The sequence below is a fragment of the Actibacterium mucosum KCTC 23349 genome, assembly GCF_000647975.1.
Classification (GTDB): domain Bacteria; phylum Pseudomonadota; class Alphaproteobacteria; order Rhodobacterales; family Rhodobacteraceae; genus Actibacterium; species Actibacterium mucosum.
This window is the reverse complement of record NZ_JFKE01000008.1, coordinates 71,813-87,972: the sequence shown is the minus strand read 5'-3', so window position 1 is coordinate 87,972 and position 16,160 is coordinate 71,813. Positions and strand designations below refer to the sequence as shown.

14 protein-coding genes are annotated in these 16,160 nt (G+C 62.1%); 1 reads left to right on the top strand and 13 read right to left on the bottom strand.

Annotated elements, in window-relative coordinates; genetic code table 11:
- Window position 1: 1 nt before the first annotated feature.
- Genes ACMU_RS16415 through ACMU_RS16395 form a run of 5 tightly spaced genes read right to left on the bottom strand, consistent with a single transcriptional unit; the run spans window position 2 to window position 5,165 of the window.
- Window positions 2-835 carry a carbohydrate ABC transporter permease gene (locus tag ACMU_RS16415; protein ID WP_035261736.1) on the bottom strand — a complete coding sequence of 278 codons (834 nt, stop codon included), beginning with the start codon at window positions 833-835 and terminating at the stop codon, window positions 2-4.
- Window positions 836-845: 10 nt separating this feature from the next.
- Window positions 846-1,799: a carbohydrate ABC transporter permease gene (locus tag ACMU_RS16410; protein ID WP_236626288.1), complete on the bottom strand. Its 954-nt coding sequence runs from the start codon at window positions 1,797-1,799 to the stop codon at window positions 846-848.
- A gap of 3 nt (window positions 1,800-1,802) precedes the next feature.
- The gene (locus ACMU_RS16405; protein ID WP_035261733.1) at window positions 1,803-3,068 is read right to left on the bottom strand and encodes an ABC transporter substrate-binding protein; all 1,266 of its coding nucleotides are present in this window, start codon (window positions 3,066-3,068) and stop codon (window positions 1,803-1,805) included.
- A gap of 26 nt (window positions 3,069-3,094) precedes the next feature.
- Window positions 3,095-4,270, bottom strand: coding sequence for an enolase C-terminal domain-like protein (locus ACMU_RS16400; RefSeq protein WP_035261731.1), 1,176 nt, complete (start codon window positions 4,268-4,270; stop codon window positions 3,095-3,097).
- Complete coding sequence (locus tag ACMU_RS16395) at window positions 4,263-5,165, bottom strand: dihydrodipicolinate synthase family protein (RefSeq protein ID WP_035261729.1); 903 nt, start codon at window positions 5,163-5,165, stop codon at window positions 4,263-4,265. The genes ACMU_RS16400 and ACMU_RS16395 overlap by 8 nt, the downstream gene beginning before the upstream one ends.
- Before the next feature lie 115 nt (window positions 5,166-5,280).
- Here ACMU_RS16395 and ACMU_RS16390 point away from each other — a divergent pair, with 115 nt between their 5' ends.
- Window positions 5,281-6,180 (top strand): 2-dehydro-3-deoxygalactonokinase, encoded by a 900-nt coding sequence (locus tag ACMU_RS16390; protein WP_161635700.1) that lies wholly within the window; start codon window positions 5,281-5,283, stop codon window positions 6,178-6,180.
- 43 nt (window positions 6,181-6,223) lie between these two features.
- Here the strand turns inward: ACMU_RS16390 and ilvD are convergent, their stop codons facing one another.
- From ilvD to ACMU_RS16350, 8 genes are all read right to left on the bottom strand, one after another.
- Complete coding sequence (ilvD, locus tag ACMU_RS16385; RefSeq protein ID WP_035261723.1) at window positions 6,224-8,068, bottom strand: dihydroxy-acid dehydratase; 1,845 nt, start codon at window positions 8,066-8,068, stop codon at window positions 6,224-6,226.
- Between the two features lie 224 nt (window positions 8,069-8,292).
- Complete coding sequence (locus ACMU_RS16380; protein WP_035261722.1) at window positions 8,293-8,664, bottom strand: nuclear transport factor 2 family protein; 372 nt, start codon at window positions 8,662-8,664, stop codon at window positions 8,293-8,295.
- Between the two features lie 19 nt (window positions 8,665-8,683).
- Window positions 8,684-9,649, bottom strand: coding sequence for an ABC transporter permease (locus tag ACMU_RS16375; RefSeq protein ID WP_035261719.1), 966 nt, complete (start codon window positions 9,647-9,649; stop codon window positions 8,684-8,686).
- A gap of 21 nt (window positions 9,650-9,670) precedes the next feature.
- Window positions 9,671-11,257: a sugar ABC transporter ATP-binding protein gene (locus ACMU_RS16370; protein ID WP_236626287.1), complete on the bottom strand. Its 1,587-nt coding sequence runs from the start codon at window positions 11,255-11,257 to the stop codon at window positions 9,671-9,673.
- A 3-nt stretch (window positions 11,258-11,260) separates the two neighbouring features.
- Entirely contained in the window at window positions 11,261-12,334 is a 1,074-nt protein-coding gene (locus tag ACMU_RS16365) for a sugar ABC transporter substrate-binding protein (protein WP_035261716.1), read from the bottom strand.
- A 273-nt stretch (window positions 12,335-12,607) separates the two neighbouring features.
- Window positions 12,608-13,630 carry an ABC transporter ATP-binding protein gene (locus tag ACMU_RS16360; RefSeq protein ID WP_035261713.1) on the bottom strand — a complete coding sequence of 341 codons (1,023 nt, stop codon included), beginning with the start codon at window positions 13,628-13,630 and terminating at the stop codon, window positions 12,608-12,610.
- Window positions 13,630-15,066: a carbohydrate ABC transporter permease gene (locus tag ACMU_RS16355; protein WP_035261710.1), complete on the bottom strand. Its 1,437-nt coding sequence runs from the start codon at window positions 15,064-15,066 to the stop codon at window positions 13,630-13,632. Before ACMU_RS16355 ends, ACMU_RS16360 begins: the two co-directional genes overlap by 1 nt.
- Window positions 15,066-16,106, bottom strand: coding sequence for a carbohydrate ABC transporter permease (locus ACMU_RS16350; protein ID WP_035261819.1), 1,041 nt, complete (start codon window positions 16,104-16,106; stop codon window positions 15,066-15,068). Before ACMU_RS16350 ends, ACMU_RS16355 begins: the two co-directional genes overlap by 1 nt.
- Window positions 16,107-16,160 lie beyond the last annotated feature (54 nt).

Sequence of the window (16,160 nt, the reverse complement as noted above, 5' to 3'; positions counted from 1 at the left end):
CCTATTTCTCAGAGCCGGCGGACAGGCCGCCAACAAGGTATCGTTCCAAAAACAGGTACACCCCGACAATCGGCACCGCCGCCATCAGCGAGGCCGCCATGATCACATTCCAGTCGGTCACAAACTCGCCCTTCAGCGTCGCGATGCCCATGTTCAGCGTCCATTTGCTTTCGGACGTGGTCAGGAAAGTGCGGGCATACAGGAAGTCGGACCAGCTGATGACAAAGGCATAGAGCGCCGTCGCCGCCATGCCGGGGGCCGCCACCGGCAGCACGATCCGCACGATGGCCCCAAGGGGCGAGGCCCCGTCGACCAGCGCGGCCTGCTCCAGCTCGGGCGGGATCGTATCGAAATAGCCTTTCAGCATCCATGTCGCGAAGGGCACGATCAGCGTCGATTGCGCGATGATCACCGACCACAGCGACCCGGTCAGCCCCAGCGAACGGAACACGACGAACAGCGGAATGATCAGCAGTGTCGCGGGCAACATCTTCGACGTCAGGATAAACAGGCCCAGCCCCTGCCCGCCGCGCAGCCGGAACCGTGACAGCGCGTAAGCGGCCAGCGTGCCAACTGTCAGCGACAGGATCATCGTGGCAATGGCCACCAGCACCGTGTTCCACATCCACAGCCCAAAGGGTTGGCTGTTTAACACATCGGCAAAGACGTTCCATTGCGGGTTTTCCGGCCAGAACTCGGGCGGGAAATCCCGCAACCGGTTGGCCGGTTTCAGGGCCGTGATGAACATCCAGTAGATCGGGAACAGCAGCAACCCGCAGGTCGCGGCCACCGCCGCATAAATGCCAATTTTTCCAAGAAGCGAGTGATTACGCATCGGAGCCTCCTTAATGGACCGAGTTGGCAAAGCGGCTGACCAGCGCACGGCTGATCACGGCGCAGATGATCATGGTGACAACCCCCACGGCCGCGCCCTGCCCCATACGGAAGAACGAGAACGACTGCTCGAAGGTAAGGATCGACAGGGTTGTGGTGGCCCCGATGGGTCCGCCCTGTGTCAGCACGTGGATGATCGCAAAGTCGCGGAACACCCACAGGGTGGTGATCACCATTGTCACGCCGATCACCGGCATCAGGTTTGGGATGGTGATATAAAAGAAGCGCTGCCAGACACCGGCGCCATCCACTTCGGCGGCCTGATATTGTTCCTGCGGGATGGACTGCAGCCCGGCCAGCAGCATGATCGACACCAGCGGATAGCCTTTCCAGATCATCACGAAACAGACCGAATAGAAGGACGCAGTGGCGTTCGAGGCGAACTGAATACCCTCGGAAATTATGCCCGACTTCAGCAAGGCCCAGTTGATGACCCCAAAAGAGCTGTCCAGCATCCAGGCCCAGATTACGGTGGCCACAACCTCGGGCACGGCCCAGGGCAGCGCCACGAACAGGCGGGCCAATGACCGGCCCTTGAACCGTTGGTTCACAAGGATCGCCGTGGCCAGCCCGATCACCAGTGCCGTGCCACCAACCATGAGAACCATCTTGGCGGTCACCCATATGGCATTCCAGAATTCTTCCGAGCCAAAGAGCCAGGCATAGTTTTTCAACGTCCACGGTTCGGCCTTGCCGATCCGCGCGATGCGCACATCCTTCATCGAAATATCGACCGACAGAAGGATCGGATAGATGATAATCAGCGCCATCAGCAGAACTGCGGGCGCCAGCAACAGGTATCCAAATTTACTGCGATGTCTGGGTGAACTGAAATCGATCACGCGTGGGTCTCCTTGGCGGAACGCCACCGGCAGGGCAAAGGCCGCGCCGGTGGCAATGGTCAAAGCTTAGCCGGCAATCTTCAGAACGGCGTCCTGAATATTCTTTGCGGCCTCTTCGGCAGAAAGGTCTTCGATCAACATACGCTGCGCCTCGCGGAACAACAGCTTGGTGACTTCGTTGAACTCGATCTCCAGCCCTTTCGGCAGACGATCAACCCCGGCGGCCGCGGCGCGTTCATTGCTTTCCGCAAACAGCGTGAAATAGGGGTTGCTGGCAGCTTCAGCAGCATAGTCCAGCCCCGGCATCGGTGCAGGCGACGAACCAAGCGTGGCGAAACGTTGCTGCATTTCCTGCGACGTGGCGGTCTGGATGAAGTCCCAAACCAGCTCCTTGCGCTCGTCGCTGATGTCGCTGGGCATGCCGATCACGTTCGATGTACCACCAACGGGCGGATCAAACGGCGACGGGGCCAGTTTCAGATCGGCCAGGATCTCGGGCTCGGCACCCTGAACGATGTTCCAGATCCACGGCCCGTCCAGACGAATGGCCAAGCGGCCTTCCTTCATCAGCTGGCGCATGTCACCGGCCCCCAGATCGCGCGGGGTCAGACCCTCGGCGTAAAGGGTTTTGAACCGCTCCAGACCTTCGATCACACCGGGGCTGTCAAAGGCAGGCTTGCCGTCCACCGTCCACGCACCGCCTGCGTCCAGAACATAATGCAGGATGTCGTGCATCATGTTTGCGCCGCCGGTGCTGGCCACGCCCACACCATATTGGTCAATCGTGCCGTCGCCATCGGTGTCCTTGGTTGCCGCCTGCGCCGCAGCCAGATAGCTGGCCCAATCGCTGGGCGGCTCGGTGATGCCCGCCTCGGCCAGCAGCTTTTCGTTATAGGCCATCACATAGGCCGTATACAGCAGCATGATGCACGCGGTCTGGCCTTCCCATTCGCAGGTGCCCTGCCCGGCCCAGCCGGCCAGATCTTTGCCGTCGCGCGCGATATAGGCGTCCAGCGGTTCCATCCAGCCTTCGTCGGCAAAGGGCTGATACTCGAACGCCGCCAGATGCACGATGTCGGGCGGGTTGCCACCGGCGAACATGGTGAACATCGTATCGGCATATTCGGCGCGCGCGACCTTTGTCATCTCGACATTGACGCCCTCATGCTCGGCCTCGAACTTGGCAATGACCTCGTTCCACCAATCGCCATAGCCCGGCTCGCCCTTCATCCAACTGACAAAGGTCAGGGTCTCGGCTGCAGCAGGCATCGCCGTCAGGGCGGTACTCAGCGACAGCGCGGTCACCGCCAAGGTTTTTGTAAAGCGTTTCATCGTTCCTCCTCCGTTTTGAACGTGAATTAGATTTCTATTTTTGAAAGCATTTCAAATGCTTCCGCAGTGGGCTTCACCCCCAACCCGGGGGAGTCGCCAATGATGAAGTGACCGGCCTCGCACGGCGCGCTGCCCTCCAGCAGCGCGGCGTTGCGTCCATAAACCGAGTGTTGGAATTCGTGGCACGTGGCCCCACAGGCCAGCGACGCGCGCAGGCTGGCAGCCATGAAGATGCCCAGACCAATAGTGGCATGCGGGATCAGTTGCGCATTGTTGGCCGCGCCGCGTTTGGCAATGGCCTGAAACTGCGTGATGCCGGTATGGCCCATCTCTGGTTGCAGGATGGCGGGGATTCCGTGCCCGGCGCGCGGAGCATAATCCCAATCTGTCCGCCATTCTTCGCCCAGCGCCAGCGGCGCTTCGATGCCTTTGGCCACGGCCACCTGCGCCGCGATATCCTCGGGCGCGACCGGTGCTTCAAGGAACCAAGGATCGTGCACGGCCAGATCCGCCGCCAGCGCAATCGCATCCTGCGGCGCAAAGGCCCAATGCATGTCCAGCGCGATCTTGTGGTCGGCACCCAGCCCGGCACGCAGCCGCGCAAACTCGCCCACCACATCACCGTCATCCGTAGCGCTGATCGGGATCTTCAGGGCATCAAACCCCTGCGCCGCCCAATGCTGCGCCATGTCCAGCCGTGCGGCCCCCGTGTCGGCCGGCAGGCCCGAGATATAGCCCGGCAACCTGCCGCCCCCGGGCCTGCCCATCGCCGCCTGCAGGCTTTGCCCCATGTTTTGGGCGTAGATGTCCCAAAGCGCGATATCCAGCGCCGCAAGGGCATCGGCATAGTAGCCGCCCCAGTACCCCCGGTTGCGCTGTAGATCATAAAGGGACTGCCAAGCCGCAGCGGGATGCCCAAGCTGCAACGTACACAGGTAAGGGCCCAACAGGTCGGCGATAATTGCCGCGGTCGCCTTGGGCGCAATCAGACCATAGGTCTCGCCCCAGCCTTCAACGCCGCCGGCCGTGCGGACACGCACCACCAACGACCGGTCGTTCAGCGGATACACCGTGCCATTGAACCCCCGCACCACATAGCGGGTGTCGATCATCGTCTCATCGGCGCCGACCCCACCCAGATATGGCGTGTCGCGCGGGCGCTCGAACAAGAAGATATCAACCGAGACGACGCGATCAGGCATCAGCCATCTCCAGCACAGACATGGCCTTTTCGTAGAACTCGATCACCAAACCCTGCAGCGCGGCATCCATCTCGGGCAGTTTTTCGCGCACGATATCGGTTTCGATCAGCCCGCGATGTTTCAGGATCAATTTGGTCATGCGCATCCGGAACGGTGCCTGCACCAGCAACAGCGGCAACGTGCGCTCATAGATCTCCATCGCGCGGGCCCGGTTGTGGCCTCCATAGGCGCGCAAAAGGGCAACATGCAGCTCCAACAGCTCGATCGCGGGCATCGTGGCAATCGCGCCGCGCTCCAGCTCTTCGAACAAATAGCGCGCACCGCCGCCGCCAATGATGCCGTCCAGGATCCCATCGGCACCCCCCACCAACTGGCTGACCTTGTGGCCCGACGGCACACCTTCTTCTTTCACATAGCGGATCGCGGGCACGTTGCGGGCAAGGTCCAGCATCTGCGCCGCGTTCAGATCGGCACCGCGCGGGGCAAAGAGGTTCTGCAAGATGATCGTGCCGCCGTTCAACGCGTCCGAGATCTTGTGAAACCACGCCTCGGTCTCGCCCCCCATCGCAGGGATGGCCATGGCCATGGCACCCGACACGCCGGTTTCAGCAGCGATCCGGGCCAGCGCCACCATCTCTTCCGGCGCACCTGCATTCACTCCGGCCAATACCGGCAGGCGCGACCCTGCCACGCGCACCACGGTTTCCAACGCCTCCTGACGCTCATCCGTGGTCAATTGCACATCTTCGCTGGCAACCCCCGGATAGACCACGCCACTGGCGCCGCGCCCGACCGCGAACTCCACCAGCCGGCCCAACGAGGAAAGGTCAACACTGCCATCCGCCCGAAACGGCGTCGGGACAATGGGCAGAACGCCTCTTAGTGAATTCGCCATGTCAGTCCCTATATTTGATACTGATGTTTCATTGTTGATACAATGCGACACCAGAGCTAAGGTGTCAACGAAAAGTCTAGATTCCAAGCAAGACGGGAAAAACACAATGAAATACATGGCTGTAGACTGGGGAAGCTCGCGATTTCGCGCCTGGCTGATCGACGAGTCAGGTCGAATCATGGATCGCAAGGACAGCGATGACGGTCTCAAATTTGTGAATAGCCGGAAATTTTCTGAGACTTTGGCCGACAATTGCGGCGACTGGATGCGCGCTCACCCGCATGCCCCGGTGATTATGTGTGGCATGGTCGGGTCCAAAACCGGCTGGTTCGAGACACCTTACCTGGATTGCCCACTGGATCTGGACAGGCTGGTTGCAGCCGCCTACCGGTTCGACATTGGCACCCATCCTGCCGCGATCATTCCCGGCGCGGTGTGCCGGTCGGACGCCGGCCATTATGACGTGATGCGCGGTGAAGAGCTGCAAATCCTTGGCAGCCTTGCGGACGAGATGCCTGAAAACGCGGTGATCTGTATTCCCGGCACCCATTGCAAATGGGTCGAAATGCGCGACGGCCACCTGCAGAACTTTCGCAGCTATATCACGGGCGAACTGTTTGCCCTGTTGCGCAACAACTCGCTTGTCGGCGCGCTGGCAGAAGGGGATGCCTATTGCGAGGCAACCTTTCTGCAGGGGGTCACCCATGGCGCTCGCAATGCCACCGCAAACGCCGTTTTTTCGGCCCGCGCCGATGTCCTGAACGGGCAGTTGGCCCCCCAGAACGCGTCCAGTTTTCTCAGCGGCACCCTGATCGGGACCGAGATTGCGACGGAACAACAAGGGATGTCGGGCACCGATGTTATCCTGCTGGCCTCGGGGCCGCAGGCGCAATTGTATCAGGTGGCATTGGCCCATTGCGGACTGACCCCGCAAATGCGTGACGCCAAAGGCGCAACGCTGGCCGGATTGTCAGCAGCGGCGCAGGCCCTGTGGCCCAGCACCGCCGCCGCCTGACCCTAAGGCGAGAAATACCCGTCAGGGTATGCCGAGCCGGGCGTTATTCGTCGCCCGGCAAAATCCGCACAGCGCCCTTGGCCGCCGACGATGCAAAGGCCGCATAGGCCCGCAACGCCGTCGACACCGCACGCTTGCGTGGCTCGGCCGGCGTCCACGGCAACGGCCCCTTCGCGTCACGACGTGCCTGCAATTCGGCGTCATCGACCATCAGGTTGATCGTCCGGTTGGGGATGTCGATCTCGATCATATCCCCGGTCTCCACCAGGCCAATCGCGCCACCCTCGGCCGCCTCGGGCGAGGCATGGCCGATCGACAGACCAGACGTGCCGCCCGAGAACCGCCCATCGGTCAGCAGCGCGCATTTCTTGCCCAGACCCTTGGATTTCAAATAGCTGGTCGGGTACAGCATTTCCTGCATCCCCGGCCCGCCCTGCGGCCCTTCATAGCGGATGATCACCACCTCGCCGGCGGCAACCTTGTTGTTCAGAATGCCGTTCACCGCCGCGTCCTGGCTTTCAAACACCTTGGCAGGGCCCGAGAACTTCAGAATGCTCTCATCCACGCCCGCGGTTTTCACGATACAGCCATCCCGCGCGATATTGCCAAACAACACGGCCAGCCCGCCATCCTTCGAGAACGCGTGCTCCACCGTGCGGATCACCCCACCCTCGCGGTCGGTATCCAGTTCCTTATACCGGTTCTCGGTCGAAAAGGCCTGCGTGGTGCGCACACCGCCCGGCGCGGCTTTAAACAGTTGCTCGGCCTCGGGGTTGTTGGCAACCTTGATGTCCCATTTCGCAATCGCCTCGCCCATCGTGTTCGAATGCACGGTGGACACGTCGGAATGGATCAGCCCGCCGCGATGCAGCTCGCCCAGGATCGAGAAGATGCCGCCCGCGCGGTGCACATCCTCCATATGCACATTGTGGATGTTCGGCGCGACCTTGCACAGGCACGGCACCTTGCGGCTGAGCCGGTCCATGTCGGTCATGGTGAAATCCACCTTGCCCTCATGCGCGATGGCCAGCAGGTGCAAAACGGTGTTGGTGGACCCGCCCATGGCGATATCCAGGCTCATAGCGTTTTCGAAGGCCTCGAACGTGGCGATCTCGCGCGGCAGCAGGCCCGCCTCTTCGCCCTCGTAGTGGCGCTTGGTGATGTCAACGATGCGGCGCCCGGCCTCAAGGAACAGGTGCTTGCGGTCGGCATGGGTGGCCAGCGTCGAGCCATTGCCCGGCAGCGCCAGGCCCAGCGCCTCGGCCAGGCAGTTCATCGAGTTCGCGGTGAACATGCCCGAGCACGACCCGCAGGTCGGGCAGGCGTTTTCCTCGATATGCTGCACCTGTTCGTCGGTAAAGCTTTCGTCGGCGGCGGCGACCATCGCGTCCACCAGATCCACCTTTTTCAGATCCAGATCGGCCAGATCGACCTTGCCGGCCTCCATCGGGCCGCCCGACACAAAGATCGCCGGGATGTTCAGCCGCATCGCCGCCATCAGCATCCCCGGCGTGATCTTGTCGCAGTTCGAGATACAGACCATCGCGTCGGCGCAATGGGCGTTGACCATGTATTCGACGCTGTCGGCAATCACCTCGCGCGAGGGCAGCGAATAAAGCATCCCGTCATGGCCCATCGCAATACCGTCATCCACAGCGATGGTGTTGAACTCTTTGGCCACGCCACCGGCGGCCTCGATCTCGCGCGCGACCATCTGGCCCAGATCCTTCAGGTGCACGTGGCCGGGCACAAACTGGGTAAAGCTGTTCACCACCGCGATGATCGGCTTGCCGAAATCGCTGTCGGTCATGCCGGTGGCGCGCCAAAGGCCGCGCGCGCCGGCCATGTTGCGGCCATGGGTGGAACGTCGGGAACGATAATGTGGCATAAGCTGGCCCCGTCTGATGTCGGTGTGTCACCGTTGAGTTTCGATTTCGTCGCCCCTTTTGACACATTCTTGCGCCAAGGACACCCGCAATCGAAAGTTTTTAAACCCACACCGCCTGACTTGTTCAAATACCGCTATTCACGTTTCGCGGGGCAACGGGCAAAAAGGAGAGGGCACCCCCTGCTCTCACGAACAAAGGGCGCCCTCAGGGAGAAATCCGTGCCTCAGTCGAAGGCCGAGGGGTCGAAATAGGCCCGCACGGTGCGGAATTTGCCGCCTTCGACGCGGATGATGTTCACGCCTTTCAGCACCACGGTTTTGCCCGCCGGGTCGGTCAGATGCGCCGTCCATTCCAGGCTGGCCTCGGGGCCGTTGGACACTTCGTGCGTGATCTCCAGCACCAGACCGGGATATTGCGCGCCCGAGCTGGCATAAAACGTCGCGATCTGGTCGTGGCCCACCAGATGGGTGCCGGCCACGGTGAACGCGGCATCTTCGTGGTAATGGGCCAGGATCGCATCCACATCGCGGGTGCATTCGGCGGCCCAATAGCTCTCGGCGACCTGCCGCGGGGTGGCGTTTTCGGGAAGGGTCATCGGGTCTCTCCTGTCTTGGTCAGCGGCTGGCGCGGTTGGAAAACTTGTCGACACCCACGGCGATCAGGATGATGGCGCCGATCACCACCTGGTGCCAGAACGTGTTGACCTCCAGCAGGTTCAGACCGTTGCGCACCACGCCCATCACCAGCGCGCCCAGCACCGTGCCAAACAACATCGCGCGGCCACCGGCCAGGCTGGTGCCGCCGATCACCACCGCGGCGATCACGTCCAGCTCGTATCCCAGCCCCGCCTCGGGCATCGCCGCCTCAAGCCGCGAGGTCAGCAGCACCCCGGCAATCCCGGCAAACAGCCCGCTCAGCATATAGATGCGCACCTTGACGCCGCGCACCTGCGTGCCGTTCAGGCGCGCGGCCTCGGCGTTGGAACCAATCGCCACCACCTGCCGGCCAAAGGGCGTGCGGTTCAGCAGGATCCAGCAGCCCACGAACAGCAGCGCGCCAATGGCCACCGGCACCGGGACCGGGCCCAGATAGCCCTGTGCGAGGTACTGAAAGCTCTCGATGCGCAAGCCAAAGAAGGGCACACCTTCGGTAAAGACCATGATGATGCCGCGCACCACGCTCATCACGCCCAGCGTCACGATGAAATCGGTCATGCCAAAATAGGCGATCAGCACGCCGGAAAACCCGCCGATCACGGTGCCCAGCGCCATCGCCGCGATCACCGCCACGATGGTTGGGTAACCGGCCAGCAACAGCCACGCCGTCACCGCCCCGCACAGCGCCAGCACCGCGCCAACCGACAGGTCGATGCCCCCCATGCCGATCACAAAGGTCATGGCCAGCGCCATGATCATGATAAAGATCGACTGCCGCGCCACGATGAACAGGTTGTCCACCGTCAGGAAATAGGGCGACGCAAAGCTCAGCGCCACGCACAGCACGATGAACGCGATCAGGATGCCACCGCCCCGGCTGAAATCGGGCAGAAGGCGGCGCGGGTTGGTTTCGGATACGGACATTTCGGTCTCTCCCTCGCGGCGTCAGGCCGCGTCTGATGGCCGTTGGGCCGTATTGGTATCGGATGTGGCACGGGCGGCGATGGCGGGTTGGGTGATGGCGTCGCCCGCCAGTTCACCGGCCACGCGGCCGCGGCGAAAGACATAGACGCGGTCGCACAGCCCTTCGAGCTCGGGCAGGTCCGAGGACACGATCAGAACCGCGCTGCCGGCGGCCACCAGCTCGCCGATCAGGGCGTAGACCTCGGTCTTGGCGTGTACGTCGATGCCGCGGGTGGGTTCTTCGAAGATCAGAACGCGCGGCTCGCGCAGCATCCAGCGGCCCACCAGCACCTTTTGCTGGTTGCCGCCAGACAGGCCCCGAATGGCGATGGTCTGGCTGGGGGTTTTCACCCGCAACCGGGTGATCTTGTCGGCCACCGCGCGGCGCTCTCGGCCCAGCGACAGCAGCCGCCCCGCCAGCCGTCTGAGCGCGGCAAAAGACATGTTGTAGGCCACGCTTTCATCCAGGAACAGCCCCTGGGTTTTGCGTTCACCGGGCAGAAAGGCAAAGCCGCGCGCCATGGCGCGGGCCGGGTTCCAGCCGCCGGGCAACGGCGCGCCATCCAGCGTGATGGTGCCCGCATCGAACCCCTCGGCCCCGAACAGGGCCCGCGCCACCTCGACCTTGCCCGAGCCGTCAAGCCCGCCAAAGCCCACAACCTCGCCCGCGCGCAGAGTAATCGCGACATCATCAAAATGCCCGGCGCGGTGCAGGCCCTGCGTGGCCACCACCACCGCGCCCGGGGCGCGGTCGCGGGGCGGATATTGGTGGCCGATCTCCTGGCCCAGCATATCGGCGATCACGTCATCGACCGACAGGCCCGCGGCATCGCGATCCGCCACTTTGCGGCCATCGCGCATGACCATCACGCGGTCGCCGATATCCAGGCATTCCTCGAGGTGATGCGAGCAGAAGATGATCCCCACGCCTTTGGCCTGAAGGCCGCGCAGGGTGGCAAACAGCTGTGCGCGGGCCGCCGATTCCAGCGACGCGGTGGGTTCGTCCAAAATCAGGATGTTGGAGTTCAGCGATACCGCGCGCGCGATCTCGACCATCTGCCGCTGACCCAACGACAGCGAGGCGATCTCGGCATCGGGGTTGATGGTGACGCCCAGCCCGGCGAACAGTTCGGCCGCCTCGGCGCGCATCGCGGCGCGGTCCAGCAGCCCGGCGCGGGTGCGTTCGCGGCCCAGAAACAGGTTCTCGACCACGCTCATATCCTCGGCCAGCGCCAGTTCCTGGTGGACGATGCCGATCCCGGCCTCCATCGCGCGGCGCGGGTGGCCCAGATCCACCGGCGCGCCGTCGATATGCACGTCGCCGCTGTCGCGGCTGATCGCACCGGCCAGGATCTTCATCAACGTCGACTTGCCCGCGCCGTTTTCGCCGACAAGGATCAACACCTCGCCCCGGTTCAGGGTCATCGACACATCGGCGCAGGCCTGCACCGGGCCATAGGCCTTGGACACGGCCGACATGGTCAGAAGGGGCGCGGGCGCCCCTTCGGGTGGCACGCCGCCAGCGGCGCGATCGGAAGTGCGGACCGGATCAACCATTGGCGGCGCCACGCGTTATTCGACAAAGACGTAATTGTCGGTGTCGAAGGCGTCGATATTGCCGCCATCCCAGACCACCACTTCGGAGTTGATGACCTTGTCGACCATCTGGCCCTTCACCGCATAGTCGTGCACGGCCATGATCAGGTTATACCCCATCTCTTTGGCGGCGGTGTCCACGGTGACATGCATGTCGCCCCGCTTGATCGCGTCATAGGCGTCGGGCGTGTTGTCATAGCCGATGATGTCGATGCCTTCGGCGCCACGACCCTTGATCGCGGCCAGCGCACCCAGCGCCATCTCGTCATACATGCCCCAGACCACGTCGATATCGTCGGGATGCGCGGTCAGGATGTTCTCCATCACCGACTGCCCCTCGGACCGCACCCAGCCGGCGGGCTGGCTGGCGATGATCTTGACGTTGGGCGTGTCGCCCAGACCTTCCTTGAACCCGGTCAGCCGCTGGGTGTTGTGCACGCCGGGCAGACCTTCCAGGATCACCAGGTTGGTGGGCGTGTCACCATAGGTTTCCTTGACATACAGGCCGATCAGGCGGCCGGCCTCGTGCTGGTCATAGCCAACGTTCGACACGAAGAACGGGTTGGTGGACATGGCGGTAGGCATGTTGAACATGAACACCGGGATGCCCTTCTTGGCCGCACGCTCGTACATCGGCATCATCGCCTGATCGTTGGCGGTGGCCATGGTGATCACGTCATAGTTCCGCTGCACCCAGGTTTCCACGATGTTCATCTGCTGGCCGATGCCCGACTGGCTGGTCGGGGCCTGAATGTGCAGATCGATCACCGACTCGCCGCCCAGATCCTTGATGGCCTGTTTCGCGCCGGCAATGACGATGTCGTAATGGGTGTTCATCGCGGTCGGCGTAAAGCCCACCTTGATCGGCAGCTCGGCCTGCTTGGGGGCGGGCTCTTGCCCGGTGCGGGCCAGTTCCGGCGACGGCCCTTTCGAGGCCAGCTGACCGGTATCCAGCTTGTAGGCCGCGCCCAGATCGCCGGCCATCGCGGCGCCGGCAAAGCCGAGCCCAAGGGCCATCGTAGCGCCCAGCGCCAGTGCAGGTTTGAACATACTTTCTCCTCCGTGTCGGCGCCGGGGCACCGGGGTTGCCGCGCGCCCTCCTCCTGGGTCACGCGCATTTTCTCTTAATTGCAGGCACTTGGCCGGCATATCCATTTGTTGGACAACCTGATGATCTAATTATCCGGTGATTCGTCAATCCTGTTAGCGCCAACAGGTCCGAAGGTCGTAGTTCAGTCAGAAAAAACAAAAAAACCGCCCTGCGCGTGGCAAGGCGGTTTCAGGCAATAGGAGCACGATTGGGAGATGCGCGCCCCGGGGGTTCTAGCGGATCGTTTGGTCGTCCGCGTCGAACCAATGGGCAAGTTTTGGGTCGAAATAGGCCGTCATGGTTTGCCCGGCCACGATATCGGTCTGGTGGTTCAGCTTCACGGACAGCGGCTGCCCGTCGGCGGTGGCGCCATAGACAAAACTGTCCGAGCCCAGTTGCTCCACATGGCTGACCGTCATGGCGATGGTGGCGCCCTGCCCGTCGATGCTCAGATGCTCGGGCCGCACACCCAGCGCCACAGCGCCCTTGGGGCTGAGCGCCGACATGTCATCGGTCAGCGGCGCAAGGTCGAAGAAGTTCATCGCAGGCGAGCCGATGAAACCGGCCACGAACTTGTTGTTGGGCGCGTTGTAAAGGTCCAGCGGCTTGCCCACCTGTTCGATAAACCCGGCGCGCATGACCACGATCTTGTCGGCCATGGTCATCGCCTCGACCTGGTCATGGGTCACGTAGACCATCGTGTTGCCCAGCCGCTTGTGCAGCGCCTTCAGCTCCACCCGCGTGGCAACGCGCAGCTCGGCATCAAGGTTCGAAAGCGGCTCGTCAAAGAGATAGATCTTGGGCTCGCGCACAATCGCCCGGCCAATGGCCACGCGCTGTTTCTGCCCGCCCGATAGCTGGCCGGGCTTGCGGTGCAGGTAGTCGTCGATCCGCAGCAGCTTGGCGGCATCGGCAATGCGCTTGTCGATTTCGACCGGGTCCATCTTCAGGTTCTCCAACCCGAAGGCCAGGTTCTGGCGCACCGACATATGCGGGTACAGCGCATAGGATTGGAACACCATCGCCAGCCCCCGCCCGGCGGCCGAGATGTCGTTGACCACGTCGCCGTCAATGGCAATGGTGCCGCCCGAGATCTCTTCCAGCCCGGCAATCATGCGCAACAGCGTGGACTTGCCACAGCCCGACGGGCCCACCAGCACACAGAACTCGCCATCATCAACCGTCAGGTCGATCTCGTTCATGGCCTTGACCGAGCCATAGAACTTCACCAGTTCGCGGATTTCCAGTTCAGCCATTATTTAATTCCTGTATTTGCGATGCCGGAAGCGATGTATTTCTGAAGGAATACAAAGACCAGCGTAGTTGGCAGAAGCGAGATGACCGTCATGGCCAGCTTGTAATGGGTCGCGTCAAAGAACTCGCCATTGAACACAAGCAGGCACATCTGGATCGTATAGGCCTCTTTGTTGGTTGATACCGCGATCATCGGCATGATCAGGTCGTTCCAGCGCCAGATGATCGAAAGGATGGTCAGCGCGGCAATGGCCGGCAGCGACAGCGGGAACACCATGCGCCAAAAGATCGACCATTCGCTGGCCGCGTCCATGCGCGCGGCATCCAGCAACTCGTCGGGGATGGTCAGCATGTATTGTCGCAACATGAAGACCCCCACCGGCGTGGCACAGGCGGGCAGGATGACCCCCCACAGGTTCCCCGCCAAACCAGTGGCCGTCACCATCTTGAAGATCCCAACCATCAGGACCGAGGCCGGAACCATCAGCGCCGAAAGGATGATCACATAAAACGAGATCTGCCCGCGGAACCGGTATTTCGACAGGGCAAAGGCCGCCATCGCGTTGATCAGCACCGTGATGATCGTCGCCACGATGGTCACAAAGACCGAGTTGCCAAGACAGCGCAGCGCATCAAAGCTTTCGCCGCCATGTTCGTCACCCAGAGGTTCGGAGTAGTTGCCCCAGGACGGGCTCACATTGCGGCTGATCGACAGGGTTTCGGTGGGCATCTTGAGCACGCCGCGCTCGGGCTGGCTGACCGAACGCACGCGGGTGATTTCCTTGGTGGCGTCCACCCGGGTCACCGCAAATAGGCCCGGTTCGCCGGTTTCCGGATCAGGCCCGGTCACCACGATCTGGCTGGTGAACGTGTTGGGCTTGTACCCCTCCAGCGACAGGTATTCGGCCAGCAACCGGCGGTCTTCGCCCTGAAGGCTGTCCAGAACCGGCTGCGGGTCAAACTGGTTCTTCTGCGCGCCAAACAGGCTGGGATAGCGCATGATCCATTCGGGCAGGCCGCGTTCGGCCACCAGGGCGCGCGTCATCACCGTTGTCAGGCCCAGCTGCGAGCGCAGCCCGTAATACTCGCGCCCTTCGAACTGGTTCAGCAGGGCAACGGGATCATGCGCGGCGCGTTCCTCGTCGTCCAACTCGTTCCAGCGCAGCGCCCAACCCGGTAGATCCTCGATAAAGAAGATCTCGCGCCCGTCCGGCCCGTACACCGTGGCCCGGCCGATCCGCTCGTATTCATAGGGCAGAAGGCTGGTATCAAGGCTTTGCAGCTGAAAGTTCGACTTGAACGAGTTGGCAACCAGCCACAGCACTGGCACCAGCATCACCAGAACGCCCAGCAGAAGATAGCCATAGGACAGCCAGTCATAAAGGCTCAGACGGCCACGGCCATGCGTACGGCCAAGGAAAGTGGTCAGACCGCTCATCATAGTTTGGTCTCCCGGCGGGTCAGATAGAATTGGAACATGGACAGCACGATCAGGATCAGCGCCACGGTCAGCGAAGCGGCGGCTGCAATGCCAAGGCCGAACTCGTACCGGAACCCTTGCAGGCCCGAGGTTTCAAAGATGTAGCGTACGATCGAGATCCAGCCGACCTCCATCGCCAGCAGCTCTTCAAACGCCTGGAACGCCTTGATCAGCGACAGCACGGTCACCACCAGAAGGATCGGCAACAGCAACGGCAGCGTGATGCGACGGAATACGCGCGGGGCCGGTGTGCCGTCCATCTCGGCCGCCTCGTAAAGGTCGCCGGGGATCGATTGCAGGCCCGCCAGCAGGATCAGCATGTAGAACCCAAGATGCGCCCATGTGTACACAAGGATCGACCAGAACATCGTCCAGCTGGGATCGGTCAGCCATTGGATCGGCTCTTCGATCCAGCCCCACCCCATCAGGACCTGGCTCAGCACGCCCTGGCGTTTCAGGATCAGCTGCCACAGGAACCCTACCACAACGGGGCTCAGCATGACCGGGTAAAAGAACACCGCCCGCCAGAACCCGCGCGCGATGATGTCGCGGTTCAGCACCACGGCGGTGAACATCGCCACCAGAACCATGATCGGCACCTGGAAGATCACGAAGGTGAAGGTAAAGCCCAGCGCGGCATAGAACTTGTCGTCTTCAACGTTCAGATCACCGGTGTCGATCTGGATGTCCGAGAAGATGCGGTAATAGTTGTCGAGGCCCGAAAACTCGCGCGTGGCAAAGCTGAAAAACTGCCCGTCCGTCAGCGAAAAGCCCACATTCATGAACAGCGGCGCAAAGGTATAAAGGCCGAAGATCAACATGTTAGGCAACAAGAACAGGTATGGCAGGTGCCGGTCTCCGGTCATCCGCTGGGCCACTTCGATCGGCCAGCCGACCGCAGACATGAAGCGCGCTGTGGGGCTTCGATGGCTGTGGGTTACAAGATACCCGATCACCAGATAAGCCACAGCCACGAACAAGATATTCAGGTTCGCCACGTTTCCGAACTTTCTTTTGAATTGTTGTGTTTTGGGGGGATGGGGCCGACAGGG

Bases quoted from the DNA above. Each gene is read 5' to 3' on its own strand.
- ACMU_RS16415 (WP_035261736.1), bottom strand. From the start codon at position 835: ATGCGTAATCACTCGCTTCTTGGAAAAATTGGCATTTATGCGGCGGTG.
- ACMU_RS16405 (WP_035261733.1), bottom strand. From the start codon at position 3,068: ATGAAACGCTTTACAAAAACCTTGGCGGTGACCGCGCTGTCGCTGAGT.
- ACMU_RS16400 (WP_035261731.1), bottom strand. From the start codon at position 4,270: ATGCCTGATCGCGTCGTCTCGGTTGATATCTTCTTGTTCGAGCGCCCG.
- ACMU_RS16395 (WP_035261729.1), bottom strand. From the start codon at position 5,165: ATGGCGAATTCACTAAGAGGCGTTCTGCCCATTGTCCCGACGCCGTTT.
- ACMU_RS16390 (WP_161635700.1), top strand. From the start codon at position 5,281: ATGGCTGTAGACTGGGGAAGCTCGCGATTTCGCGCCTGGCTGATCGAC.
- ilvD (WP_035261723.1), bottom strand. From the start codon at position 8,068: ATGCCACATTATCGTTCCCGACGTTCCACCCATGGCCGCAACATGGCC.
- ACMU_RS16380 (WP_035261722.1), bottom strand. From the start codon at position 8,664: ATGACCCTTCCCGAAAACGCCACCCCGCGGCAGGTCGCCGAGAGCTAT.
- ACMU_RS16375 (WP_035261719.1), bottom strand. From the start codon at position 9,649: ATGTCCGTATCCGAAACCAACCCGCGCCGCCTTCTGCCCGATTTCAGC.
- ACMU_RS16365 (WP_035261716.1), bottom strand. From the start codon at position 12,334: ATGTTCAAACCTGCACTGGCGCTGGGCGCTACGATGGCCCTTGGGCTC.
- ACMU_RS16360 (WP_035261713.1), bottom strand. From the start codon at position 13,630: ATGGCTGAACTGGAAATCCGCGAACTGGTGAAGTTCTATGGCTCGGTC.
- ACMU_RS16355 (WP_035261710.1), bottom strand. From the start codon at position 15,066: ATGAGCGGTCTGACCACTTTCCTTGGCCGTACGCATGGCCGTGGCCGT.